This is a genomic window from Pseudomonas sp. R76, from assembly GCF_009834565.1.
Lineage (GTDB): Bacteria > Pseudomonadota > Gammaproteobacteria > Pseudomonadales > Pseudomonadaceae > Aquipseudomonas.
In genome coordinates this window covers 4,066,486-4,092,656 of the sequence record NZ_CP019428.1, presented here as the reverse complement: position 1 = coordinate 4,092,656, position 26,171 = coordinate 4,066,486, and the positions used below count along the sequence as shown (strand labels likewise).

Sequence of the window (26,171 nt, the reverse complement as noted above, 5' to 3'; positions counted from 1 at the left end):
AGGAGGGTGTGAATGCACGCGAAATGACTGAGCGAAAGTTCACTGAATGATCAATTGATCAGTCGTAAAGTAGGATAACGGCAGCGGAGCCAGACGCCATGAACACACCTTTCCCGGTGGCTATCGGATGCGATGAAGCGGGTTTTGAGCTCAAAGAGCTGTTGAAGCGCCATATCGAGGCGTTGGGTTATCCGGTGACCGACTTCGGCACCCACTCCACGGCGCCGGTGCTGTACCCGGACATCGCCCTGGCCGTGGCCACTGCCATTAACGCCGGGCAGCAACGCCTGGGCGTGCTGGTGTGCGGCACCGGGATTGGCATGGCCATCTCGGCCAACAAAGTGCTGGGTATTCGCGCCGCGCAGGCGCATGACACCTATTCTGCGGAGCGCGCGCGCAAGAGTAACGATGCGCAGATCCTGTCCATCGGCGCGCGGGTGGTCGGCGCCGAGCTGGCCAAAAGCATCGTCACCGCGTTTCTGGCCTCTGAGTTCGAGGCGGCGCGTTCCGGGGCCAAGGTGGCGCGTATCAATGCGATCGAACGCGATGGGCATCAATAGTGGACGGAACGGGGCAAGAGTCGGGAGAATGCGCCTTTGACGCCGAAACGGAAGCCCGTCCCCATGAGTGACAGTACCCAGCGCATCGCCAGCGATATCGATCAGATGACCGAAGTGGCGATGCTCTATTACCTCGAGAACGTCACTCAGGAGGCCATTGCCAAACGCTTCGACCTGTCACGCGCGAAAGTCAGCCGCCTGCTCAAACGTGCGCGCGATGAAGGGATTGTCGAGGTGCGCGTGTTGCAGCACCCGGCGATGAACAACGAGCTTGAGCAGGCGCTGGTGCAGCGTTTCAAACTTGATCGCGCGTTGATTGCCGTCGACCACAGCGACCCCGACACCCAGCGCTCGGCGGTGGCCAGCCTGGTGGCCAACTACCTGAATAAAACCCTGAGTGACGGCATGATCGTCGCTGTCGGTATGGGGCGTAACGTCGGGGCGGTAGCGGATAACGTGTTTTTGCCGGTAACGCGCAATTGTACCTTTGTCTGTGCTATCGGCGGTTCGCTCAAGGCTGGCGAGTACATGAACCCCGACCATATCTGCCGGCGCCTGGCCCTGCGCTTTGGTGGCGAGAGTGAAAGCCTGTACGCCCCGGCGCTGGTGGCAAACCCGGAATTGCGTGGGGTGTTGATCAACAATGACACGGTGCGCTCGACCCTGGATCGGGCGCGGCGGGCGGACATTGCGCTGATCGGCATTGGTGACATGAGCGAGAACAGCAACATGGTGCGCATGGGCTGGTTTTCGCCGCAGGAAATTGCCCAGGCGCGGTTGTCCGGTACGGTGGGCGACATGATGGGCTATGACTTTATCGACATACACGGGCAGCCGGCGGTCAACGCTATTCAGGGGCGGGTGATCGGGCTGACGGTGCAGGAGTTGTTTCGCATTCCGGATGTGGTGGCGATTGCCAGTGAGAACACCAAGGCGGCGGCGACCTTAGGGGCGTTGCGCTCGGGGGTGATTAATACGCTGGCGACGACGGTGACGAATGCGCACACGATTTTGGCGCTGGATGATGCAACGCGAAAGTCTTGATTCAACACGGATTAAAAATGTGGGAGCTGGCTTGCCTGCGATGGCATCACCTTGGCCTTGTTGATAGACCGAGTCGCCTGTATCGCGGGCAAGCCCGGCTCCCACAGGTTTTTTGTGGGGGCTGAGAGCGTTGATTACAGATTTTGTAATAGTTTTGCGTTGTGGGAAATTTTGGTTTCGCCTGTACGATCCAAGTCCTTTTGTTATTTCAGGACTTGCATGAACACCCTCTTGGAGCCTCCCAGTCGTCTTTCCCCAAGACATTTGCTGCTGTTCCCGTTAAAGCACCCCGTATTCCGACTGCTAACCTTGTCCCGGTCCACTGACCGCGCTTTGCCGTGTCCGGCATTCTGAAATCTATTACGAGACTCTATAAATGGAATGGTTAGCGGATCCAACGGCCTGGCTCGGCCTGTTGACCTTGATTGTGCTGGAACTGGTGCTGGGCATCGACAACCTGGTGTTTATCGCGATCCTGGCGGACAAGTTGCCGCCGGAGCAGCGCGACCGCGCGCGGTTGATTGGTTTGTCCCTGGCGTTGCTGATGCGCCTGGGCTTGCTGGCGAGTATTTCCTGGTTGGTGACGCTGACCCAGCCCTTGTTCGAGGTGTTCGACAAGAGCTTCTCCGGCCGTGACCTGATCATGCTGTTTGGCGGTGTGTTCCTGTTGTTCAAGGCCACCATGGAATTGCATGAGCGCCTGGAAGGCCACGTGGCCCAGCGCTCGGGCAATGTGGCGTATGCGATGTTCTGGCCGATCGTGGCGCAGATCGTGGTGCTCGACGCGGTGTTCTCCCTCGACGCGGTGATTACGGCCGTGGGCATGGTGGATGAACTGGCGGTGATGATGATCGCAGTGATCGTGTCCATCGGCTTGATGATCGTGGCGAGTAAACCGCTGACCCGCTTCGTCAACGCGCACCCTACGGTGATCATGCTGTGCCTGGGCTTCTTGATGATGATCGGCTTCGCCCTGACTGCCGAAGGCTTGGGCTTCCATATTCCCAAGGGCTATCTGTATGCGGCGATTGGTTTCTCGATCCTGATCGAGGTGTTCAACCAGATTGCCCGCGCCCGCCGCAAGAAGTCGGCGCAAGGCACGTTGCCGGTGCGCCAGCGCACCGCGCATGCGGTGATGCGTTTGCTCGGCGGTCGCAGCCTGGCCGTCGAAGGCATGGATGACGACGTTGCTGACCTGATGGGCGAGCCGGATGCAGCCCAGGGCCCGTTGTTTGATCGACGCGAGCGCGTGATGATCAGCGGCGTGCTGCAATTGGCCGAGCGGCCGATTCGCACCTTGATGACGCCACGGGCCAAGGTCGACTGTATTGATCTGTCGGACGATCGCGACACTATTCGCCTGAAATTGATGCATTCGTCCTACTCGCGCCTGCCGTTGATCCGCCACGGCGCTATCGATGAGCCATTAGGTTTCGTGCACAAGAAGGAGTTGCTCAAGGAATACCTGGCCGGCGACGAGCCGAACCTGGAGCACTTGGCGCGCCGCGCGATCAACCTGCTGGAGAGTTTTTCGATCCTCAACGCCCTGGAGCAGATGCGCCAGGAATCCACCCACATTGCGTTCGTGATCAACGAATTCGGCGATTTTATGGGGGTGTTGAGCATGACCGACATTCTCGAGTCCATCGCCGGTGAATTGCCGGATGCCAGCGAGATTGAAGGGCCGGATATTGTCGAGGACGGCGAGGGTTTTCGTGCCAATGGTGCCGTGAACCTGAACCAGATTCGCCAGCGCACCGGCTTCAAGGCCGTGGCCACCGACGATTATCAGACCCTCGCAGGTTTAGTCATGAGCCTGCTGGACCGCCTGCCGATGGTCGGCGACAGCCTTGAGCATGAAGGCTGGCGCCTTACCGTGGCAGCGGTGGATGAGCGGCGGGTGACGCAAGTTCGTCTGGAGCCTACAGCTAGGCATAGCGGCTGAATATATCGTTCAGTTCTTGCGTCAGAGTTTTCTCGTCTACAAACCCTCTGATGACTTCCTGAACCTCGCCGTCGATATGCGTTACCAGCGTAGGTGTGCCGGTAACCTTCTCAGTACTGCGGCGTTCAGGCTTGCCCAGCTCAGGCGCAACGGTCGGCTCGATGACATAGCTATCCACAAACCTATCATGCTCTTTGGCGGCGCTTTCAAAAAATGGTCTGTAGTACTCGCATGCCGGGCAGCTTTTTGAAACAAATAGCGTGAATACGATTCGACCCTGTTTCAGTGCGGACTCATAGCCCGCCTGGCTGGTAATGACGTCGTTAGTGGTTGCCATGATGAAATCCCTCTCGGCTTGCGGTTTCTGCCAACGCTAAGCCGAGAGATCACCCCCGTCTACTGTCAACCTTCACAGGTAGACACGCTTACACATCTGCGTCACGTTCCACGCGTTCACGGGCCTTGCGCGCCTGACTCGCGCATTTCTTGTATTCCTCATTGTCCCGCGACGCCTTCGCCTTGCGATAGCCGTGATGGTTCTGGCTGGTGTAATCGGTGCTGAAAGCCTCTTTCAGCTTGGTTAATTCTTCCTTGCATTCACGCCGATCATTACTGGCCGAGGCCGTACCGGCCACCAAACAACCCAACACAACCACCAAAATTCTTACCTTCATCACGCCCGGCTCCTGCACACAGATACCCCCAGCCTAGCCCAACCCAAAAAATCATCCACACCCACACACTGCTCAAAAGCAACGAAAATCCCCTGTGGGAAATTCCCCTGTGGGAGCGGGCTTGCCCGCGAATGCGTCAGCTCAGCCACCATCAATGTTGACTGACCCACCGCTATCGCGGGCAAGCCCGCTCCCACAGGGAATCAATAACAGCCCCGCTTCGGTGCACGGTAACGCCACCCTGGTGCGCCACCTCACTCTGTCACCCCACTGTGTGGCCCTGAGTAGCAACACCATTGCACTTACTGGCACAGCGCCTCATTCCCTCCCAATACTCATCCAATTGATTCAAAACGAATTTATCCCAATCATATTTTTCTCTTACCCCGTGTGGCACACTTTCTGCTGTCTATTCCGTTGTTACATACTAAGTTCCGGTATAGCGGAATACACAACTCCTGGAGTGCTTGTCATGCATCACCGACCTTCCGTGTTCAAAGCGTGTGTTTTTCTCTTCGCCGCATCGGCTTCCCTCGCAAGCGTAGTGCAGGCGGCGGACAGCAAGCTCGATGATGTGCTCAAGCGTGGGCATCTCATCGTGGGTACAGGCAGTACCAATGCGCCGTGGCACTTCCAGGGAGCGGATGGCAAGTTGCAGGGTTTTGATATCGACATCGGCCGTATCGTCGCCAAGGGTCTGTTCAATGACCCGAGCAAGGTTGAGTTTGTGGTGCAGTCGTCTGACGCACGTATTCCCAACCTGCTGACCGACAAGGTCGACATGAGTTGCCAGTTCATCACCGTCACCGCCAGCCGTGCGCAGCAAGTTGCATTTACCTTGCCGTACTACCGCGAAGGCGTGGGCCTGCTGTTGCCGAACAACAGCAAGTACAAGGAAATCGAAGACCTGCAAGCCGCAGGCGACAGCGTCACCGTGGCCGTGCTGCAAAACGTTTACGCCGAAGAGCTGGTGCACCAGGCATTGCCCAAAGCCAAGGTCGACCAATACGACAGCGTCGACCTGATGTACCAGGCCGTGAACTCCGGACGCGCCGATGCCGCCGCCACCGACCAATCCTCGGTCAAGTACCTGATGGTGCAGAACCCCGGCCGCTACCGCAGCCCGACCTACGCCTGGAGCCCGCAAACCTACGCGTGCGCGGTCAAGCGTGGCGATCAGGACTGGCTGAACTTCGTCAACACCGCGTTGCATGAAGCCATGACCGGTGTGGAATTCCCCACCTACAAGGCCTCGTTCAAGCAATGGTTCGGCGTGGATTTGCCAGAACCAGCGATCGGTTTCCCGGTTGAGTTCAAGTAAATCGTAAACCCTGGGGCGCCCCTGACGGCGCCCCAATCAGGTACTGCCGACCATGAACTATCAGTTGAACTTTGCCGCCGTGTGGCGTGACTTCCCCAGCTTGCTGGCGGGGCTCGGCCTGGGCCTTGAGCTGGCGCTGCTGTCGATCGCGATTGGCTGCGTGATCGGTTTGATGATGGCGTTTGCCATGTTGTCCAAACACCGCGCGTTGCGAGTCTTCGCCTCGGTGTATGTGACGGTGATCCGCAATACGCCGATCCTCGTGCTGATCTTGTTGATCTACTTTGCACTGCCGTCATTGGGGATTCGTCTCGACAAAATTCCCTCGTTCATCATCACCTTGTCGCTGTACGCCGGTGCCTACCTCACCGAAGTGTTCCGCGCCGGGCTGTTGAATATCCCCAAGGGCTTGCGTGAAGCAGGTTTGGCGATTGGCTTGGGCGAGTGGCGTATCCGCGCCTATATCACCGTGCCGGTGATGCTGCGCAACGTGTTGCCGGCGCTGTCGAACAACTTTATCTCGCTGTTCAAGGACACCTCGCTGGCGGCTGCGATTGCCGTGCCGGAGCTGACCTACTACGCCCGCAAGATCAACGTCGAAAGCTACCGGGTGATTGAAACCTGGCTGGTCACGACTGCGCTCTACGTGGCTGCCTGTTACCTCATTGCCATGCTGCTCCGTTACCTGGAACAGCGTCTGGCGATCCGTCGTTAAGGAGGGTTTCCATGTACGAATCCCCCAGCTGGTTGCATGAGTTGTGGATCGCCCGGGACACCCTGTGGGCGGGCTTTCAGGCCAGCGTGTATGTGTCTGCGCTGGCGATTATATTCGGTACGCTGATCGGCATTGTCGCCGGGTTGATCCTGACCTACGGCAAGTTCTGGATGCGCGCGCCGTTTCGTCTGTATGTCGACCTGATCCGTGGCACGCCGGTGTTTGTGCTGGTGTTGGCGTGTTTCTACATGCTGCCGGCGCTGGGTTGGCAGATCACCGCGTTTCAGGCTGGCGCCGTCGGGCTGACACTGTTTTGCGGCTCCCACGTCTCGGAAATCGTGCGCGGTGCGCTGCAAGCCATTCCCCGCGGGCAACTGGAAGCGGGCAAGGCGATTGGCCTGACGTTCTACCAATCCCTGGGCTACGTGCTGTTGCCTCAAGCGTTGCGCCAGATCCTGCCGACCTGGGTCAATTCCTCCACGGAAATCGTCAAGGCCTCGACCTTGCTCTCGGTGATCGGCGTGGCTGAATTGCTGCTGAGCACCCAGCAAGTGATCGCGCGTACCTTCATGACCCTGGAGTTCTACCTGTTCGCCGGGTTTCTGTTCTTTGTCATCAACTACGCCATCGAGTTATTCGGGCGCTACATTGAAAAGCGGGTGGCCTTGCCATGAACCAACCTCAAACTAACCAACCGCTGCTGAACATTCGCGGCCTGCGTAAACAGTACGGCCAGGTAGAAGTGCTCAAGGGCGTCGACCTGTCCATGCAGCGCGGCAACGTGGTGACGTTGATCGGCTCCAGCGGCTCGGGCAAGACCACGCTGCTGCGTTGCGTCAACCTGCTGGAAGAATTCCAGGGCGGCCAGATCACCCTGGACGGCGAGTCCATCGGCTACAGCGAAATCGCCGGCAAGCGCGTGCGTCACCCCGAGCGCGTGATTGCCCAGCACCGCGCGATGACCGGCATGGCGTTCCAGCAATTCAACCTGTTCCCGCACCTTACCGCGTTGCAAAACGTCACCCTCGGCTTGCTCAAGGTCAAGAAGATGGGCAAGGACGAAGCCGTGGCCCTGGCGGAAAAATGGCTGGACCGCGTCGGCCTGCTGGAGCGGCGCAACCACTTCCCGGGCCAGCTCTCCGGCGGCCAGCAACAGCGCGTGGCGATTGCCCGTGCGATTGCGATGAACCCCAGCCTCATGCTGTTCGACGAAGTCACCTCGGCCCTCGACCCCGAGTTGGTGGGTGAAGTGCTCAGCGTGATCAAGGGCTTGGCGGAAGAGGGCATGACCATGTTGCTGGTCACCCACGAAATGCGTTTTGCCTACGAAGTGTCGGACAAGATCGTATTCATGAACCAGGGCCGCATTGAAGAGCAGGGCACGTCGAAAGACATCTTCGAACGCCCACAATCGCCGCGCCTGGCGGAATTTTTGAAGAACATTCGTTTTTAATCAGGAGCAACTTTATGAGCATTACTCGTTACGGCACCGGCAGCACCGCCGGCGGTGGCCAACCTCGTCCTTTCGCCCGCGCGGTGGAAGCGGACGGCTGGCTCTACGTCTCGGGCCAGGTGCCGGCAGTCGACGGTGAAATCATCAACGGCGGCATCGTCGAGCAAACCCGCCAGACCATGCGCAACGTGGTGGCGATTCTGGAAGAGGCCGGCTACGAACTCAAAGACGTGGTGCGCGTCGGTGTATGGCTGGAAGACCCACGGGACTTCTGGAGTTTCAACAAAGTCTTCGGCGAATACTTCACCCCCGAACACGCCCCGGCGCGCGCCTGTGTGCAGGCCAACATGATGGTGGACTGCAAGGTCGAGATCGATTGCGTGGCCTACAAGAAGAAGTAAAGATGGCTGCCTAAACGATCGTTCCCACGCTCTGCGTGGGAACGCCGCCCTGGACGCTCTGCGTCCGCTTCTGTGACGCAGAGCGTCACGGTATGCGTTCCCACGCAGAGCGTGGGAACGATCAACAGAGACCGACTACTGCCATGACCGAAGACACCATCAAACGCCGCGCCAAAGGACTGGACCGTGCATTCGATATCCTCGATTTTCTCAAGGAAATCGGCCAGCCCCTGCGCCCGAATGATATTGCCAGCGGCATCGGCAGCCCCAAATCCACCGTCTACGAACTGGTCGCCTCGTTGCTTGAACGGCGCATCCTCGAAACGGTGGGCAAGGACGGCCACGTCTACCTCGGCCGCCAGCTGTACTTCCTCGGCCAGGCGCACCTGCGCCATTTCGACCTGACCCGCGAGGCCGACCACGCCTTGCAGGAAATCGTCAGCCAAACCCACGAAACCGCGCAGATGTGCCTGCTCAACGGGCGCAAATATACGGTGGCGCTGATGCGCGAAGGCGAGCGGCATTTTCGCATCTCGTCGGACATCGGCGAAAACGCGCCAATCCCGTGGACAGCTTCCGGGCGCCTGCTGCTGGGGCACTTGAGTGACCAGCAAATCATCGACCTGATCGACTACGACGACTTCATCCTGCCGGACGGCCAGCGCCTGCCGTTGGAAACGTTCCTGGCGCAAATCCGTCAGGCCACCCTCGACGGGTTCTTCTCTTTCGACAGTGTGGCCGACACCTTTACCCATTGCTTCGCCGCCCCGGTGCGGGACGCGCAAGGCATCAGCATCGCAACCTTGTGCATCGTCGCCCCGCGCGCCGACGCGATTAAAAATTACAACGACTATCGCCGGGTGTTGATCGACAGCGCCAACAACCTGGCCCGTCGCATCAACGAATAGGAGTTTTTATGTCTGCCCTCAATGCCGTTGAAAAAGGCGCCGCCGCCGTTGGCGCCCACCTGGTCCGCGACGTCAGCCTACCGGCCCTGGTGCTGCACCGCGACGCCCTGGAACACAACATTCGCTGGATGCAGGCATTCGTCAGCAACAGCGGCGCAGAACTCGCGCCCCACGGCAAAACCAGCATGATGCCGGCACTGTTCCAACGCCAGATCGAAGCCGGCGCCTGGGGCATCACCCTGGCTAACGCGGTGCAAACCCGCGCCGCTTATGCCGGTGGCGTGCGCCGCGTATTGATGGCCAACCAACTGGTCGGCGCGCCGAACATGGCGTTGATTGCCGATTTGTTGGCCGACAAGGATTTTGACTTCCACTGCATGGTCGATCACCCGGACAACGTCGCCGACCTCGGTCTGTTCTTCGCCGCCCGCGGCCTGCGCCTGAACGTGATGATCGAGTACGGCGTGGTCGGCGGCCGTTGCGGTTGCCGCAGTGAGCAGGAAGTGCGCGAGCTGGCCAAGGCGATCAAGGCCCAGCCAGCCCTGGCCCTTACCGGTATTGAAGGCTACGAAGGCGTGATCCACGGCGAACACGCCGTCAGCGGCATCCGCGACTTCGCCGCCAGCCTGGTGCGTCTGGCAGTGGACCTGCAAAACAATGGTTCTTTCGACCTGCCCAAGCCGATCATCACCGCCTCGGGCTCGGCCTGGTATGACCTGATCGCCGAGTCGTTTGAAGCACAAAACGCTGCCGGCCGCTTCCTCAGTGTGCTGCGACCTGGCAGCTACGTGGCCCACGACCACGGCATCTATAAAGAAGCGCAATGCTGCGTGCTCGACCGCCGCAGCGACCTCAACGAAGGCCTGCGCCCGGCGCTGGAAGTCTGGGCGCATGTGCAATCGTTGCCAGAGCCGGGCTTTGCGGTGATTGCCCTGGGCAAGCGCGACGTCGCCTACGACGCCGGCCTGCCGGTGCCGCTCAAGCGCTACAAGGCCGGGATTCTGCCGGCCGAAGGCGATGACGTCACCGCGTGCAAGGTCACGGCAGTGATGGACCAGCACGCGTTCATGAGCGTGGCGCCGGGGGTTGAACTGCGTATCGGCGACATCATCTCCTTCGGCACCTCGCACCCGTGCCTGACCTTCGACAAATGGCAAGTGGGCTGCCTGGTGGATGAGCAGTTGCAGGTGATCGAGTCCTTGCATACCTGTTTCTAAACCGCGTCGCGCCCTTCGCGAGCAAGCCCGCTCCCACATTCGACCGAGTTCCTTCAGTTGAAATGCAATCAAATGTGGGAGCGGGCTTGCTCGCGAAGAGGCCCTCCAGAACACCGAGAGACCCAGGCATGAACACACAACCGCGCATCGCCCTCATCGGCGAATGCATGATCGAACTCCAACACCGCGCCGACGGCAGCCTGCAGCAGAGCTTCGGCGGCGACACCCTCAACGCAGCCGTCTACCTGCGCCGCGAATTGGGCAGCGTCGGCACGGTCGACTACGTCACCGCCCTGGGCGATGACAGCTTCAGCGATGCCATGTGCCAACAATGGACCGACGAAGGCCTCGGCCTGGGCATGGTCCAACGCTTGCCCGGCCGTCTACCCGGTTTGTACTGCATCCAGACCGACGCCAACGGCGAGCGCAAATTCCTCTACTGGCGCAACGAAGCCGCCGTGCGCGACTGCTTCACCACCCCGGCCGCCGAGCCGATCCTGGCGGCTTTGCCGGGTTACGACGTGGTGTATTTCAGCGGCATCACCCTGGCGGTACTCGGTGAAGTCGGGCGCGCGCGTTTACTGCACACCCTGATCGAAACCCGCCGGCGCGGCGGCAAGGTGGTGTTCGACAATAACTACCGGCCGCGTTTATGGGCCAGCGTCGAAGCGGCGCGCGCGGCGTATCACGCGGTGTTGGCCGAGGTGGATATCGCCTTGCTGACCGAAGACGACGAACGTGCGTTGTTTGGCTATGCCGACAGCGAACAGGTGTTTGCGGCGTACCCGGCGATTGCCGAAGTGGTACTCAAGCGCGGTGCAGATGAATGCTTGATCCGCTGTGACGGCGAGCGTTTTGCCGTACCGGCGTTGAAGGTCGAGAAGGTGGTGGACACCACGGCGGCGGGGGATTCGTTCAGTGCGGCGTATCTGGCCAGTCGGCTGAAAGGTCAGTCACCTGAGGAGGCGGCCTTGGCTGGGCATCGGTTGGCGAGCCGGGTGATTCAGGTGCCCGGGGCTTTGATTGCGCGGTGAATGGCCGCCTGCGGCGGTTCGCAGGCAAGCCAGCTCCCACATTTGACTGCATTCCTCCAGTTGAAATGCGCTCAACTGTGGGAGCTGGCTTGATCGTTCCCACGCTCCGCGTGGGAATGCCTCACCGGACGCTCCGCGTCCGCTCTCTGGTCAGTCGCGGTAAAACACCTGCACCAAGTGATACCCAAACTTGCTCTTGATCGGCCCATGCACCACCTTCACCGGCTTCTTGAAGATCACCGCATCAATCGCCCCGACCATCTGCCCTGGCCGCACTTCACCCAAATCACCGCCGCGCTTGCCGGACGGGCAGGTCGAGTATTTCTTGGCCAGCACATCAAACGCTTCGCCCTTGGCAATGCGCTGCTTGAGCTGTTCGGCTTCTTCACTGGTCTTGACCAGGATGTGACGGGCTTGGGCTTTCATGTTGTTACCTTGCAACGGTCAAACGGAAGGGCGCGCGATTATGCCTGAACTCATTCGTCAACGTTGATCATGCTGCGGATTTTCGTCGCCAGCAGGTCGATGGAGAACGGCTTGGCCACCATGTCCATGCCGTCTTCAAGGAAACCCTGGCGTTCGGCGGCTTTTTCGGCGTAACCGGTCATGAACAACACTTGCAGGCCGGGCCGGTGCTGGCGGGCGATTTCCGCCAATTGGCGGCCGTTCATGCCCGGCAGGCCGACATCGGTCACCAGCAGGTCCACACGCAAATCCGACTCCAGCAACGGCAGTGCCGTGCGTGCATCCGCCGCCTGGTGCGCGGTGTAGCCCAATTCATCCAGCACATTGACCACCAGCATGCGCACGGCGGGGTCGTCCTCGACCACCACCACGGCTTCGCCAGCCAGGGCCAGCGGGGCTTCGCTCATGTGCGCCGGCAGGCTGCTTTCCAGCGCAGTGCCATGCAGGCGCGGCAGGTACAGGCGCACGCTGGTGCCTTTGCCGGGCTCGCTTTGAATGGTCACGTGGCCACCGGATTGCTGGGCAAACCCGTAGATCATCGACAACCCAAGGCCAGTGCCTTGGCCTATGGGCTTGGTGGTGAAAAACGGGTCGAACGCCTTGGCCAGAATCTTCGGCGCCATGCCGCTGCCGTTGTCACTCACGCCGAGCATCACATAATCGCCGGCCTTGACCGGTTCCAGCGTGGTGATGTCGGTGCCGTCCAGGTAACTGTTGGCGGTTTCGATGAGCAATTCGCCGCCGTCGGGCATGGCGTCGCGCGCGTTGATCACCAGGTTCAACAGGGCGTTTTCCAATTGGCTGGCGTCGGTGTTCACCGCCCAGATATCTCGGCCCAGTTCCACTTTGAGCGTGATGTGCGCGCCCTTGGTACGCCGGAACAAGTCTTCCAGCGAGGCCACCAACTGGTTGGGGTCCAGCGGGCGTCGGTCCAGCGACTGGCGCCGCGAGAACGCCAGCAGCCGGTGGGTGAGGGCGGCCGCGCGGTGGGCGGAAGACACCGCCGCGTCGGTAAACCGGCCGATTTCGTCGCTGCGCCCGGCCGCGATGTAGCGCTGCATCAGGTCCAGGCTGCCGATAATCCCGGTGAGCATATTGTTGAAGTCATGGGCGATGCCGCCGGTGAGCTGGCCCACCGCTTCCATCTTCTGCGCGTGGCGTAGCGCGTCTTCGGCGCGCTCGCGTTCGAACATCTCGTTTTGCAGGCGCTGGTTGGCCTCGGCCAGCGCCTGGGTGCGCTGGGCCACGCGTTCTTCGAGGTTTTCATTGAGGTGGCGCAGGGCTTCTTCGGTGAGTTTGCGTTCGGTCTCATCGATCACAAAGATGTAGAAACCGTTCACCGAGCCGTCATTGCTGAAGCGCGGCAGGTACTTCATCAACGCATGGCGCGGCCGGCCGTCGTGGTGCGGCGTGATGGTCATAAAGCTGCAGGCCTTGCCGCGCAGCGCGGCGGCGATCTTGTCGGCGCGCCCGGCATACACCTCATCACCGAGCACTTCGCGGATGCTCTTGCCGTACAGCTCTTGCGGCGTCATGCCGTACCACTCCAGGTACGCGCTGTTGTTCAGGCGAAAACGCTGTTCGTGATCGACATAGCCGATCAGCACCGGCATGGCGTTGATGATCAACTGCAGCTCGGTCTGGCTTTGGCGCAGGGCCTGCTCGGTGTGCTTGCGCTCGGTCAGGTCCAGCGCGGCGCCTAAAAAGCGCGCCGGGCGGCCATGTTGGTCCTTGTAGCAACGGCCCCGGGCAAACACCCAGCGCACCTGGCCATCGGCTTGCAGCAGGCGGTATTCCTCGGCGTATTCGGTGCCGAAGGTGATGCAATGCTTGATGCTGCGCGCCACCATGCCACGGTCTTCAGGGTGCACGCCTTGCAGGTACTCGCTGATCGGCAAGAGCCCCGCGTCACTCGGGTCAACGCCGTGCAGGTAGGCGAAGTGAGCGTCGGCAATAAAGCGGTCTTCGCCGATATCCCAGTCCCAGGTGCCGACTGCGTCCGTCGCCGCCAGTGCCAGTTGCAGGCGCTGCTCGCTGTTGTGCTGGGCCTTGAGGCTGTCTTCGGAGCGCTGCTGCAGTTCCAGGGCTTTGCTGCGGCGTTCGTTGGTTTCGATGGCGGTGACCAGGATGCCGGCCACCGTGCCGCTTTCGTCGCGGACCGGGCTGTAGGTCAGGTCGAGCCAGATCTCGGTGTCGCGATGGTTGCGTTGCAGCACGAAGCGCTGCTCGCTGAACGTGCGCACCTCGCCGCCGAGGACCGCGTCGTAGACCGGCGCAGTGAAGCTTGCCAGTTCCGGCCAGCTCTCATGCGCCGGCTGGCCGAGCGCGGTGGGGTGTTTGTTGCCCGCGAGCTTGGCGAAGCCGTCGTTATAGAGCTGCGTGAGTTGGCTGCCCCACAGCAACAGCATCGGCATCGGTGAGTGCACCACGATATCGACGGCTGTGCGCAGGCTTTGCGGCCATTCATTGGCCTCACCGAGGGGGCTTTGCGCCCAGTCCAGCCGCGCAATCAATGCAGCGGCTTCGCTACCGGTGGATGTTCCATTCATGAAAAAGCCCTACACCTGACACTTTTAAGTACAACAAAATCCGATTATCCCGCGAGACGGGAGCGGCTGACTACCCCTCGAAAAATAGCATGCATTGGGGTTTTGTCTTCAAATGAGTGCTTGGGAGCTGAAACCTTTCATCTTTACGCCAGTTCAGGGCGGTCGCGAAATTGCTCCAGGGCCTGCGGGTTGGCCAGTGCGTCAGTGTTTTTGACCGGCTCGCCATGCACCACATTACGCACCGCCAATTCAACGATCTTGCCGCTGATGGTGCGTGGAATGTCCGTGACGGCGAGGATCTTCGCCGGCACATGCCGTGGCGTGGTATTGGCGCGGATCACCTGGCGAATCTGTTGTTCAAGCGCCTCATCCAGTTCGATGCCGTCAGCCAGGCGCACAAACAGCACCACGCGCACATCGCCTTGCCAGCGTTGGCCGATGGCCAGGCTTTCCAGCACCTGCGGGACTTTTTCCACTTGGCGATAAATCTCCGCCGTGCCGATGCGCACGCCGCCAGGGTTGAGCACCGCGTCGGAGCGCCCGTGAATCAGCAGGCTGCCATTCGGGCGCTGTTCGGCGTAGTCGCCCTGGGCCCAAACGCCGGGAAACTGGCTGAAATACGAGGCGCGCAGCCTGGTCTGATCCGGGTCGTTCCACAGACCAATCGGCATCGCCGGAAAGTGCCGGGTGCACACCAGCTCGCCTTTTTCGCCGACCAACGGCTGGCCCTGGTCGTCCCACACTTCGATGGCCATCGCCAGGCACTTGCACTGCATTTCACCGCGGCGCACCGGCAGCACCGGGTTGCCGATCACAAAGCAGGAGACGATATCGGTACCGCCGGACATCGACGACAGGCACAGCTCGGCCTTGATCTCGCGGTACACGTAGTCGTAGCTCTGCGGTGACAGGGGCGAGCCGGTGGAGATCAGGCCTTTGAGGCTGCCCAGAGCGTGGCTCAGGCGCGGCTGCAGCCCGGCCTTTTCCAGGGTGGCGAGGAACTTGGGGCTGGTGCCGAACACGCTGATCCGTTCCGCGTCGATCAGGTCGATCAAGCGCGCAGGCCCGGGGTGAAACGGCGAGCCGTCATACAGCACCGCCGTGGCGCCGAGCGCGAGCACCGACACCAGCCAGTTCCACATCATCCAGCCGCAGGTGGTGTAGTAGAACAGGCAGTCGTCGCGCGACAGGTCGGCGTGCAGGCCGTGTTCCTTGAGGTGGGTGAGCAGCACGCCGCCGGTGCCGTGGATGATGCACTTGGGCACGCCGGTGGTGCCGCTGGAATAGAGAATGTACAGCGGGTGATCGAACGGTACCGCGACGAACTCAGGCTCGCCGCCGGGTTGGTAAACCTCGTTCCACAGCGCGACCTTGGCGTGAGTCTGGTAGTCCTCAGCACGCGCTTGAGGCCGCGCGTAAGGCACGATGATCAACTGTTCGAGGGACGGCAGGCGTTCGAGGATTTCATTCAGCTTGGCCGTCTGGTCGATGTCTTTGCCGGCGTAGCGATAACCCGCGCAGGTGATCAGCACCTTGGGCTCGATCTGGCCGAACCGGTCGATCACGCCTTGGGTGCCGAAGTCCGGCGATGAACACGACCAGATTGCGCCCAGGCTGGTGGTGGCGAGCATGCCGACCAGGGTTTGCCAGGTATTGGGCATGCAGGCGGCGACGCGGTCGCCCACCCCGACACCGGCCGCGCGCAGGCTGTTTTGCAGGCCCGCGACATGTGCAGCCAGTTCGGCATAGCTGAGGTGTTCGCGCTGGCCGTCCTCGCTGATCGCGACCACCGCCGGGTGATCATCGCGACGGCGCAGCAGGTGTTCGGCAAAGTTCAGGGTGGCGCCGGGAAACCACTGGGCGCTGGGCATTTCGGCCTCTTCGATCAACGTCTCGCTGGGCGGGCTGCGAAATTGCACCTCGAAGTACGCAACGATGGCCTGCCAGAAGTCGGGGCGCTGGTCGATGCTCCACTGGTGCAGGGCCGGGTAGTCGCCGAGCTGCAGGCTGTAGCGCCGGTTGATGAAGCGCCGGAACTGGTCCATCCGCGTGTTGCGGATGCGTTCGGGGGACGGTTGCCAGAGGATTTCGGACATGCGGGAGTCTCTTGTTCTTGTACCAGGCTCCCAGCCAACACAGGTCGAAACTGTGGGAGCTGGCTTGCCTGCGATAGCGGTGTATCAGTGACAAATGAGTCAACTGGCCCACCGCTATCGCAGGCAAGCCAGCTCCCACATTTGATGTTCAGTGCCTGTATTTATTGCGCCAGCCAGCCGCCATCAATATTCCACGCCGCCCCGCGCACCTGCGCGCCGGCCTCACTGCACAAAAACAACACCAACTCACCCAGCTGCGGCGGCGTCACAAACTCCAGCGACGGCTGTTTCTCCGCGAGCAAGTCATGCTGTGCCTGCTGCGGATCGACGCCCTTGGCTGCGCGGTCATCAATCTGCTTCTGCACCAGTGGCGTCAGCACCCAGCCCGGGCAGATGGCGTTGCAGGTGACGTTACTGGTCGCAGTTTCCAGGCCGACCACCTTGGTCAAACCGATCACGCCATGCTTGGCCGCCACATACGCAGCCTTGCCCACCGAACCGACCAGGCCATGCACCGAGGCAATATTAACGATACGCCCCCAACCCTTGGCCTTCATGCCCGGCAGGCTCAAGCGCGTGCTGTGGAACACCGACGACAGATTGATCGCGATAATCGAGTCCCAACGCTCGGCCGGAAAGTCTTCCACCGCCGACACATGCTGAATGCCGGCGTTGTTGACCAGGATATCCACGCCACCGAACTCACGCTCGGCATAGGCGATCATGTCGGCGATCTGCGCCGGGTCGCTGACGTCCGCCGGGTGATGGCCGACCTTGCCGCCGAACGCCTGCACTTGCGCGATCACCGCGCTGGCGTCGCCGAAGCCGTTGAGGATCAGGTTAGCGCCGGCCTTTGCCAAGCTCAGGGCTATCCCCAAGCCGATGCCGCTGGTGGAGCCGGTAACCAGGGCGGTCTTGCCGTTCAATGTCGTCATGAAAACCTCACACAATGCCGGTGGCGTAGAAAGTACCGATCACCACGAACACCGCGAGGGTCTTGATGATCGTGATGCCGAAAATGTCCTTGTAGGCTTCGCGGTGGGTCAGCCCGGTCACCGCCAGCAGCGTGATCACCGCGCCGTTGTGGGGCAGGGTGTCCATGCCGCCGCTGGCCATGGCCGCGACGCGGTGCAGCACTTCAAGGGGAATATTGGCCGCATGCGCCGCCGAAATAAAGCTCTCGGACATTGCCGCCAAGGCGATGCTCATGCCGCCGGATGCCGAACCGGTGATGCCGGCCAGCAGGGTCACGGTAATCGCTTCGTTGACCAGCGGGTTGGGAATGCCCTTGAGCCAGTCCGCCAGCACCAGGAAGCCCGGCAGCGAGGCGATGACCGCACCAAAGCCGTATTCCGACGCGGTGTTCATCGCCGCCAGCAGCGCACCGCTGACCGCGCTTTTACTGCCTTCGGCGAGTTTGCTTTTGATCGCCGACCAGCCAAACACCAGCACCATCACGATGCCCACCAGCAACGCCGCCTGCACCGCCCAGATTGCCGTGAGCTTGGCGATTTCGGTGGTCACCGGCGCGCTCATGCCGGGCAGGCTGAGGCTGTGGGTCTTGCCGTACCACTGCGGGATCCAGTGGGTGAACAGCAGGTTCATCACGCCCACCAGAATCAGCGGCGACAGCGCGATCCATGGGTTGGGCAGGGCGAGGTTGTCAGCGGTTTCCGGCTCATTGCGCAGCTCGGTGCCATAGCCTTCACCGGCTCGTTGGGCCTTGTTGCGCTGGCGCGCCAGGTAGAGCATGCCGGTGCAGAACACGAAGATTGTGCCGATCAGGCCCAGCCAGGGTGCGGCCCAGGCGGTGGTGTTGAAGAAGGTGCTGGGGATGATGTTCTGGATCTGCGGCGTGCCGGGCAGGGCGTCCATGGTGAACGAAAACGCACCGAGGGCGATGGTTGCCGGGATCAGGCGCTTGGGGATATTGCTCTGGCGGAACATCTCCGCTGCAAACGGATATACCGCAAACACCACCACAAACAGCGACACGCCGCCGTAGGTGAGCAGGGCGCAGACCAGCACGATCACCAGCATCGCCTGGCGCGTGCCGAGCAAACGGATCGCGGCGGCCACAATCGAGCGCGAAAAGCCCGACAACTCGATCAGCTTGCCGAACACCGCGCCGAGCAGGAACACCGGGAAATACAGTTTGATAAAGCCGACCATTTTCTCCATGAACACCCCGGTAAACGCAGGGGCGACGGCGGACGGGTCGGTCAACAGGACAGCGCCGAGGGCGGCGATGGGGGCAAACAGGATGACGCTGTAGCCACGGTAGGCAGCCAGCATCAGCAGCGCGAGAGCTGCCAGGGCGATGATCACACTCATGGTGTGTCTCCAGATCGAATTGTTATTTTTGTGGGGTGAGGCTTTGGAGAGGGGCTATAGCGAGATCTGTGCCAACTGTTTAACCAATTGATATATAAGGAAATTATTGTGTAGTTAAGCGAGGGCTTTGAATTTTATCTCTATTTAGAGACAAATGAAGATTCAATGTGGGAGCTGGCTTGCCTGCGAAGGCGGTGTTTCAGTTGCAGGTGTGTGGGCTGACAGACCGCTATCGCAGGCAAGCCAGCTCCCACATGAAAGTGTCTTGATATTGAGATTTGTGTCTCTTTATAGAGATTAGGCAATGCCCAAGGCCACCATCTTCTTGTACAGCGTCGACCTGCCAAGCTCCAATCGCTTGGCTGCCTCCACCACATTGCCTTCACTCGCCGCCAACGCTGCGCCAATCACCTGCCGATCAAAGCGCTCCCGCGCCGCCGCAAACGTCTCGCCCGCAACCGTCTCCACCGCGCCACGCGCCACTGGGCTGAACGTGCCAATCGCCGCGCGAATCTCCTGGGCATCCAACACCAGGTCATCACTCAACAACGCCGCGCGCTCCAGCACATTGCGCAGCTCGCGGATATTCCCCGGCCACGCATGCCGGGCCAGCAGCGCCAGTGCCTCAGGCGCCAGTTCATGTTGGCTGCGCAACTCTTCCAGAATCGCCTCGCTCAACGCCGGAATATCGTCCAGGCGCTCGCGCAGCGGCGGCACCTGGATCGGCAGCACATTGAGCCGGTAATACAAATCCGCGCGAAACTCGCCGCGCTTGATCGCCGCTTCCAGGTCCATCGACGTGGCGGCAATCACCCGCACATCGCTGTGGAGCATTTCATTGGAGCCTACGGGCTCGTATTCCTTTTCCTGCAACACCCGCAGCAGTTTGCTTTGCAGCGGCAACGGCATGTCGCCGATCTCGTCGAGGAACAGCGTGCCGCCCTGGGCGATCTGTAATTTGCCCGGACGGCCCTTGCGGTCGGCACCGGTAAACGCGCCCGGCGCGGTGCCGAAGAACTCGGCTTCGAGCAGGTCATGGGGAATTGCCGCGCTGTTGATGCTGACAAAGGCTTTGTGCGCTCGGGGCGAAGCGCCGTGAATGGCCTGGGCCAGCAACTCTTTGCCGGTGCCGGTTTCGCCCAGCAGCAACACCGGCGACTCCGCACTCGCACTGCGCCGCGCCCGGCGTTTGACTTCCAGGCTGGCGGCGCTGGTGCCGATAAAATGCGCAAAATTGTATTTGCTCTGCCGCGACCGCAACAGCGAGCGCGTGGAGGCCAACTCCTGTTGCATGCTCAGGTAGCGCTCAATCAACGGCGAGAGGTTGCGCAACTCATCGAACAGCGCAAACCCGATCGCGCCGATCACCAAGCCTGCGTCGTCGTGGATCGGCAGGCGCATCACCACCAACGGGCCTTTGGGCGTGTCCTGGATATCCAGCAGGATCGGCTGGTCATTGCGCACCACCTGGCGCAACAGGCTGTTGGCGATCACCTGTTCGCAGGGCTGGCCGATGGCTTCATCGGCGCTCTTGAGGCCGAAACGCTTGGCGTAGCGTTCGTTCATCCACACGATATTGGCGTCACGGTCGACAATCACCGTGCCTTCGCTGGACTGCTCGATAATCTCGAACAGCGACTGGATGGCCAGGCCGCGAACCTGTTGGTAGTCCTTGAGGCTTTCGTTGCTATTCATGCGTGCCGAATCCTGTGAACGGTGATCGTTCCCACGCTCTGCGTGGGAACGCCTCCCGTGACGCTCTGCGTCACTTGGCGTGCGGGACGCGGAGCGTCCCAGGCGGTGTTACCGCGCAGAGCGTGGGAACAATCTCGGCGCCTACAAAGGGAGGTGCGCCGCTGCTAGCAGCTCTTTGGTGTACGCGTGCTGCGGCGCTTCAAACACCTCATGGCTCGCGCCGCGTTCCACCACCTTGCCGTCCTTGATCACTATCATGTCGTGGGCCATGGCCCGCACCACGGCCAGGTCATGGCTGATAAACAGGTAGGTCAGGCCGTACTTTTCCTGCAACTCACGCAACAGCGCCACCACTTGTTTCTGCACCGTGCGATCCAGGGCCGAGGTCGGTTCATCCAGCAGCATCAGCGCCGGCTTGAGCACCAGGGCGCGGGCGATGGCGATGCGTTGGCGTTGCCCACCGGAAAACTCATGGGGGTAACGGTGGCGGCTGTCGGGGTCGAGGCCCACGTCCTTGAGCACCTGGATCACTTGCGCGTCGCGGTCAGCCAGGCTGCACGGCGCGTGCACTTCCAGGCCTTCGCTGATGATCTGTTCGACCGACATGCGCGGGCTGAGGCTGCCATAAGGGTCCTGGAACACCACCTGCATCTGCTTGCGCCATGGGCGCATTTGCTGGTTGTTGAGCGGGTCGAGGGCTTCGCCCTGAAAGCGAATGCTGCCGGTGGAGTCGAGCAGGCGCAGGATCGCCTGGCCCAGGGTCGACTTGCCCGAGCCGGACTCGCCGACAATCCCCAAGGTCTTGCCGCGCTGCACGCTGAGGCTGATGCCGTCGACGGCGCGCAAGTAGGTTTTACGCCGGAACAGGCCGCCACTGAGGGGGAATTGCACAGTCAGGTCGTCCACCTGCAATACCGTCTCGCGCTCATCGCTGCACAGCACATCACCGGCGGGTTCGGCGTCCAACAGCAGGCGGCTGTAAGGGTGTTGCGGTGCGTTGAACAGCGTCTGGCAGTCGGCCTGCTCGACAATTTCCCCGGCACGCATCACGCACACGCGCTGGGCGATGCTGCGCACCAGGTTGAGGTCGTGGCTGATCAGCAGCAGCGACATGCCCAGGCGTTGTTGCAAGGATTTGAGCAGCAACAGGATCTTGCGCTGCACGGTCACGTCCAGCGCGGTAGTCGGCTCATCGGCGATCAACAGTTCCGGCTCACAGGCCAGGGCCATGGCGATCATCACCCGTTGGCGCTGGCCGCCGGAGAGTTGGTGCGGATAGGCCTTGAGCCGCTCCTGGGGTTTCTGAATGCCCACCATTTCGAGCAATTCGAGGATGCGCGCCTGCGCCGCTTTGCCGCCCAGGCCCTTGTGCAACAGCAGGGTTTCGCCGATCTGCTTTTCGATGCTGTGCAGCGGGTTGAGCGAGGTCATCGGCTCCTGGAAGATCATCGCAATGCGGTTGCCACGTAGCTTCTGCAACGTGGCGGCAGACGCGCCGATCAACTCCTGGCCGCGGTACTTCACCGAGCCCGTGGTTTGCGTGCCGGCTTCGGGCAGCAGTTGCAGAATCGAATGGGCCGTCACCGACTTGCCCGAGCCCGACTCGCCGACCAGCGCCAGGCATTCGCCGGGGCGCACGTCCAGGCTCAGGTTGCGCACCACGGTCTGGCCGCTGAAGGCGACACTGAGGTCGCGGATTTCGATCAGGTTCATCTGCAGTCACTCATGAACGTGGGTCGAAGGCATCACGTAATGCCTCGCCGATAAAGACCAGCAGCGACAGGATCAGCGCCAGGGTGAAAAACGCCGTCAGGCCGAGCCATGGCGCTTGCAGGTTCTGCTTGCCCTGGGCGATCAGTTCGCCCAGCGACGCGCTGCCGGCGGGCATGCCGAAGCCGAGGAAATCCAGGGCGCTCAAGGTGGAAATCGCCCCGGTCAAAATAAACGGCAGGTAACTCAATGTGGCGGTCATGGCATTCGGCAGGATATGCCGGCGAATGATCTTGCCGTCGCCCAGGCCCAGGGCACGCGCGGCCTTGACGTATTCCAGGTTGCGCCCGCGCAGGAACTCGGCGCGCACCACGTCCACCAGCGCCAGCCAGGAAAACAGCGCCATGATCCCCAGCAGCCACCAGAAGTTCGGCTCGACAAAGCCCGACAAGATGATCAGCAGGTACAGCACCGGCAACCCGGACCACACTTCCAGAATGCGCTGGCCGAGCAAATCCACCCAGCCGCCGTAGTAACCCTGCAAGGCGCCGGCGGCAATGCCGATGGCGGCGCTGATCGCGGTGAGGGCCAGGGCGAACAGGATCGACACCCGCGCGCCAAAGATCACCCGCGCCAGTACATCCCGTGACTGGTCGTCGGTGCCCAGCCAGTTCACCGCCGAGGGCGGGATGGGGGCAGGGCGGGTCAGTTCGTAATTGGGCGTGTCATCGCTGAACGGAATCGGCGGGAACAGCATCCAGCCGCCGTCCTGCTTGATCAGCTTTTGCACGTAGTCACTGCGGTAGTCGGCCTGGAACGGCAGCTGCCCGCCGAACTGCTGCTCGGTGTAACGCTTGAACACCGGGAAATACAGCTCGTTCTTGAAGCTGAGCACCAAGGGCTTGTCATTGGCGATCAACTCGCCGCCAAGGGTCAGGATAAACAGGCCGATAAACAACCACAGCGACCACCAGCCGCGACGGTTTTTCTTGAAGCGCTCGAAACGCCGACGTGCCACCGGAGACAAGTTAAGCATCAGGCGTTCCTCGCGGCGAAGTCGATACGCGGGTCCACCAGGGTGTAGCAAAGGTCGCCGATGAGTTTTATCAAGAGGCCGAACAAGGTGAAGATAAAGAGCGAGCCGAACACCACCGGATAGTCGCGGGACACGGCGGCTTCATAGCTCATGCGGCCCAGGCCATCGAGGGAGAAGATCACTTCGATCAGCAGGGAACCGGCGAAAAACACGCTGATAAAGGCCTGGGGAATCCCCGAGATCACCAGCAGCATCGCGTTGCGGAACACATGGCCGTAAAGCACGCGGCGTTCGCTCAAGCCCTTGGCGCGGGCGGTGACCACGTATTGGCGAGTGATTTCATTCAAGAACGAGTTTTTGGTGAGGATGGTCAGCGTGGCGAACCCGCCGATCACCAACGCCGTAACCGGCAGCACCAGGTGCCAGAAGTAATCGGCAACCTTGCCCACGGTGCTCAGCTCGTCGAAGTTCTCCGAGACCAGCCCGCGCACCGGGAACCAGTTCAGCGAGGTGCCACCGGCGAATACCACAATCAGGAACATCGCAAACAGGAACGCCGGCATTGCGTAGCCGATGACGATGGCGGTGCTGCTCCACACATCGAAGCTGCTGCCGTGGCGCACCGCCTTGCGAATGCCCAGCGGGATCGACACCAGGTAGGTAATCAAGGTGGCCCATAAACCGAGGGAAATGGTCACCGGCATCTTTTCCAGGATCAGGTCGATCACGCTTTTGCCGCGGAAGAAGCTGTTGCCGAAATCCAGTTGCGCATAGCTCTTGAGCATCAGCCACAGGCGTTCCGGGGCGGGCTTGTCGAAGCCGTATTGTTTTTCGATGTCTTTGATCAGCTTCGGGTCCAGGCCACGGCTGGCCCGCGAGCCGCTGCTGATGCCTTCGCCGGATGAACCGCCGACGCCACCGCCGCCGATGCCTTGCAGGTGGGCAATGGCTTGCTCCACCGGGCCGCCAGGCGCGGCCTGGACGATGACGAAATTGACCAGCAGGATGATCACCAGCGTCGGGATGATCAGCAGCAGGCGCCGCACGATATAGGCAAACATCAGCGCGTACCTCCGCGTTTTTTCAACTCGGCGTTCATTTGCTCATTGGTCAGGGGCGTAGGGCTGATTTCCCACCAGGTTTCCAGCGCTTCGTCGTTCTTGGCCTCAATGGCCGGGCGGCCGAAGCGGTTCCACCACGCGGCGGAGGTGCCGGGCGGGTAGTAGTTGGGAATCCACAGGTAATTCCATTGCAGCACGCGGTCCAGGGCGTGGGCGTAGGTGAGCATCTGCGCCTGGGTGTCGGCCTTGACCAGGCCCTTGATCAGCGTATCGACGGCCGGGTCCTGCAGCACCATGTAGTTGTTGGCGCCCGAGTCGAACGCGGCGGCGGAGCCGAAATAGTTGTACAGCTCCATGCCTGGCGAGGTGGTGACCGGGAAGCCGGTGACGATCATGTCGTAGTCACGGGTCATCAGGCGGTTGACGTACTGGGAGGAGTCGATGCGGCGGATATTCAAGGTGATGCCGATTTGCGCCAGGTTGCGCTTGTACGGCAGTAACAGCCGCTCCAGGCCCGCCTGGGCGTTGAGGAAGGTGAACTCCAGCGGTTCGCCCTGGGCATTCACCAGCTTGTCGCCCTCCGGTTTCCAGCCGGCTTCTTCCAGCAGGGCCAGGGCTTGCAACTGCTTGTCGCGGATCATGCCGCTGCCGTCGGTGACCGGGGCCTTGAACACCTGGGTGAAGACTTCGTCGGGGACTTGCCCGCGCAGAGGCTCCAGAATCGCCAGTTCCTCTTTCGTCGGCAACTGGCTCGCCGCCAGCGGGCTGTTGGAGAAGTAGCTCTGCTGGCGGATGTACAGATTGCGCATCATCTGCCGGTTGGCCCACTCGAAGTCCCACAGCATCGCCAGGGCCTGGCGCACACGGCGGTCCTTGAACATCGGCTTTTGCACGTTGAACACATAGCCCTGGGCCGGTTGCGGCATCTCTTTGGCCAGGTGTGCACGTTGCAGGCGGCCATCGTCGAGGGCCGGGCCGTTGTAGCCGATGGAATAGCCGGTGGCGGAGAACTCGCGGTTGAAGTCATAGGCGCCGCCGCGCAGCACCTGGCGGGCCACTTCGGTGTCGCCGAAGTACTCAAGGCTCAGGTGATTGAAGTTGTACAGGCCACGGCTGACGGGCAAGTCCTTGCCCCACCAGTCGGGGTCGCGGGTAAAGGTGATGGTGCTGCCGGAGTCGATCTTGCTGATCGTGTACGGGCCGCTGCCCAGCGGGGCTTCGTAGCCGCCGCCGTTGGCGAAGTCGCGGGTTTTCCACCAGTGCTCGGGGAACACCGGCAGGGTGGCGATATCCAGGGGCAGGGTACGGTTTTCATTGCTGGAGAAATCGAAGCGCACCTGGCGCTCGCCTTCGACTTCGACGTGCTTGACGTCGGCGAACAGGGTGCGAAAGCGCAGGCTGCCTTGGGTCATCAGCAGGTCGAAGCTGTAGCGCACGTCTTCGGCGGTGATTGGCGTGCCGTCGGCGAAGCGCGCCTTGGGGTTCAGGTAGAAGCGCAGCGACAGGCCGTCGTCGGCGCGTTCCATTTTTTCCGCGACCAGGCCGTAGACGGTATAGGGCTCATCCAGGGAACGCTGGGCCAGCGGGGCGTAGAGCCAGCCGTCGACCTGGGAGACGCCGATGCCTTTGTCGATATAGGGCAGCACATGGTCGAAACGCCCGATCTCGATGGCCGAGCGGCGCAGGCTGCCGCCTTTGGGGGCGTTGGGGTTGGCGTAGTCGAAATGGGTGAAGCCGGCGGGGTATTTGGCCGGTTCGCCGTAGACCGTGAGGTAGGTCTGCGGGGCCGCGCTCACGGCGGTGCTGGCCAGCAGCAGGGCCAGGGCGGAGCTTAGGAATGTTGTGGAAAAAGCCAATCGCATTGTCAGCCTTGAGCGCCGGGTGAAGATCAGGGATTTGTACGTTAACGGCTTGAGCGTCGCTAGTCATCACATGCACAACGGCCCGCCAAGA

The 26,171-nt window shown here is 61.3% G+C and carries 23 protein-coding genes; 11 read left to right on the top strand and 12 right to left on the bottom strand.

What is annotated here, in order from left to right; all coding sequences use genetic code 11:
• The first annotated feature begins 98 nt into the window (after window positions 1-98).
• From rpiB to PspR76_RS18265, 3 genes are all read left to right on the top strand, one after another.
• Window positions 99-560, top strand: coding sequence for a ribose 5-phosphate isomerase B (rpiB, locus tag PspR76_RS18275; RefSeq protein WP_159957491.1), 462 nt, complete (start codon window positions 99-101; stop codon window positions 558-560).
• 63 nt (window positions 561-623) lie between these two features.
• A complete protein-coding gene (locus tag PspR76_RS18270) occupies window positions 624-1,604 on the top strand; it encodes a sugar-binding transcriptional regulator (RefSeq protein WP_028616426.1) in 981 nt (326 codons plus the stop codon).
• 376 nt (window positions 1,605-1,980) lie between these two features.
• A complete protein-coding gene (locus tag PspR76_RS18265; RefSeq protein WP_159957489.1) occupies window positions 1,981-3,549 on the top strand; it encodes a TerC family protein in 1,569 nt (522 codons plus the stop codon).
• Here PspR76_RS18265 and PspR76_RS18260 read toward each other — a convergent pair.
• Both PspR76_RS18260 and PspR76_RS18255 read right to left on the bottom strand, forming a co-directional pair.
• Complete coding sequence (locus tag PspR76_RS18260) at window positions 3,533-3,886, bottom strand: thioredoxin family protein (protein WP_159957487.1); 354 nt, start codon at window positions 3,884-3,886, stop codon at window positions 3,533-3,535. The genes PspR76_RS18265 and PspR76_RS18260 overlap by 17 nt on opposite strands.
• 88 nt (window positions 3,887-3,974) lie before the next feature.
• Window positions 3,975-4,223 (bottom strand): hypothetical protein, encoded by a 249-nt coding sequence (locus PspR76_RS18255; RefSeq protein ID WP_159957485.1) that lies wholly within the window; start codon window positions 4,221-4,223, stop codon window positions 3,975-3,977.
• 472 nt (window positions 4,224-4,695) lie between these two features.
• On the opposite strand from PspR76_RS18255, the gene PspR76_RS18250 reads away from it, so the two are divergent.
• From PspR76_RS18250 to PspR76_RS18215, 8 genes are all read left to right on the top strand, one after another.
• Complete coding sequence (locus PspR76_RS18250; RefSeq protein ID WP_159957483.1) at window positions 4,696-5,544, top strand: transporter substrate-binding domain-containing protein; 849 nt, start codon at window positions 4,696-4,698, stop codon at window positions 5,542-5,544.
• A 52-nt stretch (window positions 5,545-5,596) separates the two neighbouring features.
• Window positions 5,597-6,259, top strand: a complete 663-nt coding sequence (locus PspR76_RS18245) for an amino acid ABC transporter permease (protein WP_159957481.1) — start codon at window positions 5,597-5,599, stop codon at window positions 6,257-6,259.
• A gap of 11 nt (window positions 6,260-6,270) precedes the next feature.
• Window positions 6,271-6,933, top strand: a complete 663-nt coding sequence (locus PspR76_RS18240) for an amino acid ABC transporter permease (protein WP_025857548.1) — start codon at window positions 6,271-6,273, stop codon at window positions 6,931-6,933.
• Entirely contained in the window at window positions 6,930-7,712 is a 783-nt protein-coding gene (locus PspR76_RS18235; protein ID WP_065907741.1) for an amino acid ABC transporter ATP-binding protein, read from the top strand. The genes PspR76_RS18240 and PspR76_RS18235 overlap by 4 nt, the downstream gene beginning before the upstream one ends.
• A gap of 14 nt (window positions 7,713-7,726) precedes the next feature.
• Entirely contained in the window at window positions 7,727-8,113 is a 387-nt protein-coding gene (locus PspR76_RS18230) for a RidA family protein (protein ID WP_159957479.1), read from the top strand.
• 143 nt (window positions 8,114-8,256) lie between these two features.
• The gene (locus PspR76_RS18225) at window positions 8,257-9,021 is read left to right on the top strand and encodes an IclR family transcriptional regulator (protein ID WP_106580124.1); all 765 of its coding nucleotides are present in this window, start codon (window positions 8,257-8,259) and stop codon (window positions 9,019-9,021) included.
• 8 nt (window positions 9,022-9,029) lie between these two features.
• Window positions 9,030-10,238 (top strand): amino acid deaminase, encoded by a 1,209-nt coding sequence (locus PspR76_RS18220; protein WP_159957477.1) that lies wholly within the window; start codon window positions 9,030-9,032, stop codon window positions 10,236-10,238.
• 128 nt (window positions 10,239-10,366) lie between these two features.
• Entirely contained in the window at window positions 10,367-11,272 is a 906-nt protein-coding gene (locus PspR76_RS18215) for a sugar kinase (RefSeq protein ID WP_159957475.1), read from the top strand.
• A 150-nt stretch (window positions 11,273-11,422) separates the two neighbouring features.
• On the opposite strand, the gene PspR76_RS18210 is transcribed toward PspR76_RS18215, so the two are convergent.
• From PspR76_RS18210 to PspR76_RS18165, 10 genes are all read right to left on the bottom strand, one after another.
• Window positions 11,423-11,698, bottom strand: coding sequence for a peptidylprolyl isomerase (locus PspR76_RS18210; RefSeq protein ID WP_003174397.1), 276 nt, complete (start codon window positions 11,696-11,698; stop codon window positions 11,423-11,425).
• Between the two features lie 50 nt (window positions 11,699-11,748).
• Window positions 11,749-14,286, bottom strand: a complete 2,538-nt coding sequence (locus PspR76_RS18205) for a PAS domain-containing sensor histidine kinase (protein WP_159957473.1) — start codon at window positions 14,284-14,286, stop codon at window positions 11,749-11,751.
• Between the two features lie 143 nt (window positions 14,287-14,429).
• Window positions 14,430-16,382, bottom strand: coding sequence for an acetoacetate--CoA ligase (locus tag PspR76_RS18200; RefSeq protein ID WP_159957470.1), 1,953 nt, complete (start codon window positions 16,380-16,382; stop codon window positions 14,430-14,432).
• Window positions 16,383-16,543: 161 nt separating this feature from the next.
• Complete coding sequence (locus PspR76_RS18195; protein ID WP_159957468.1) at window positions 16,544-17,317, bottom strand: 3-hydroxybutyrate dehydrogenase; 774 nt, start codon at window positions 17,315-17,317, stop codon at window positions 16,544-16,546.
• A gap of 7 nt (window positions 17,318-17,324) precedes the next feature.
• Window positions 17,325-18,716 carry a GntP family permease gene (locus PspR76_RS18190; protein WP_159957466.1) on the bottom strand — a complete coding sequence of 464 codons (1,392 nt, stop codon included), beginning with the start codon at window positions 18,714-18,716 and terminating at the stop codon, window positions 17,325-17,327.
• A gap of 297 nt (window positions 18,717-19,013) precedes the next feature.
• On the bottom strand, window positions 19,014-20,411 hold the full coding sequence (locus PspR76_RS18185) for a sigma-54 interaction domain-containing protein (RefSeq protein WP_159957464.1): 1,398 nt from the start codon (window positions 20,409-20,411) through the stop codon (window positions 19,014-19,016).
• Between the two features lie 141 nt (window positions 20,412-20,552).
• Entirely contained in the window at window positions 20,553-22,124 is a 1,572-nt protein-coding gene (locus tag PspR76_RS18180) for an ABC transporter ATP-binding protein (protein ID WP_159957462.1), read from the bottom strand.
• 10 nt (window positions 22,125-22,134) lie between these two features.
• Window positions 22,135-23,157 (bottom strand): ABC transporter permease, encoded by a 1,023-nt coding sequence (locus tag PspR76_RS18175; RefSeq protein ID WP_162530294.1) that lies wholly within the window; start codon window positions 23,155-23,157, stop codon window positions 22,135-22,137.
• Window positions 23,157-24,218 carry a microcin C ABC transporter permease YejB gene (locus PspR76_RS18170; RefSeq protein WP_159957460.1) on the bottom strand — a complete coding sequence of 354 codons (1,062 nt, stop codon included), beginning with the start codon at window positions 24,216-24,218 and terminating at the stop codon, window positions 23,157-23,159. Before PspR76_RS18170 ends, PspR76_RS18175 begins: the two co-directional genes overlap by 1 nt.
• On the bottom strand, window positions 24,218-26,080 hold the full coding sequence (locus PspR76_RS18165) for an extracellular solute-binding protein (protein ID WP_159957458.1): 1,863 nt from the start codon (window positions 26,078-26,080) through the stop codon (window positions 24,218-24,220). Before PspR76_RS18165 ends, PspR76_RS18170 begins: the two co-directional genes overlap by 1 nt.
• Window positions 26,081-26,171: the final 91 nt, after the last annotated feature.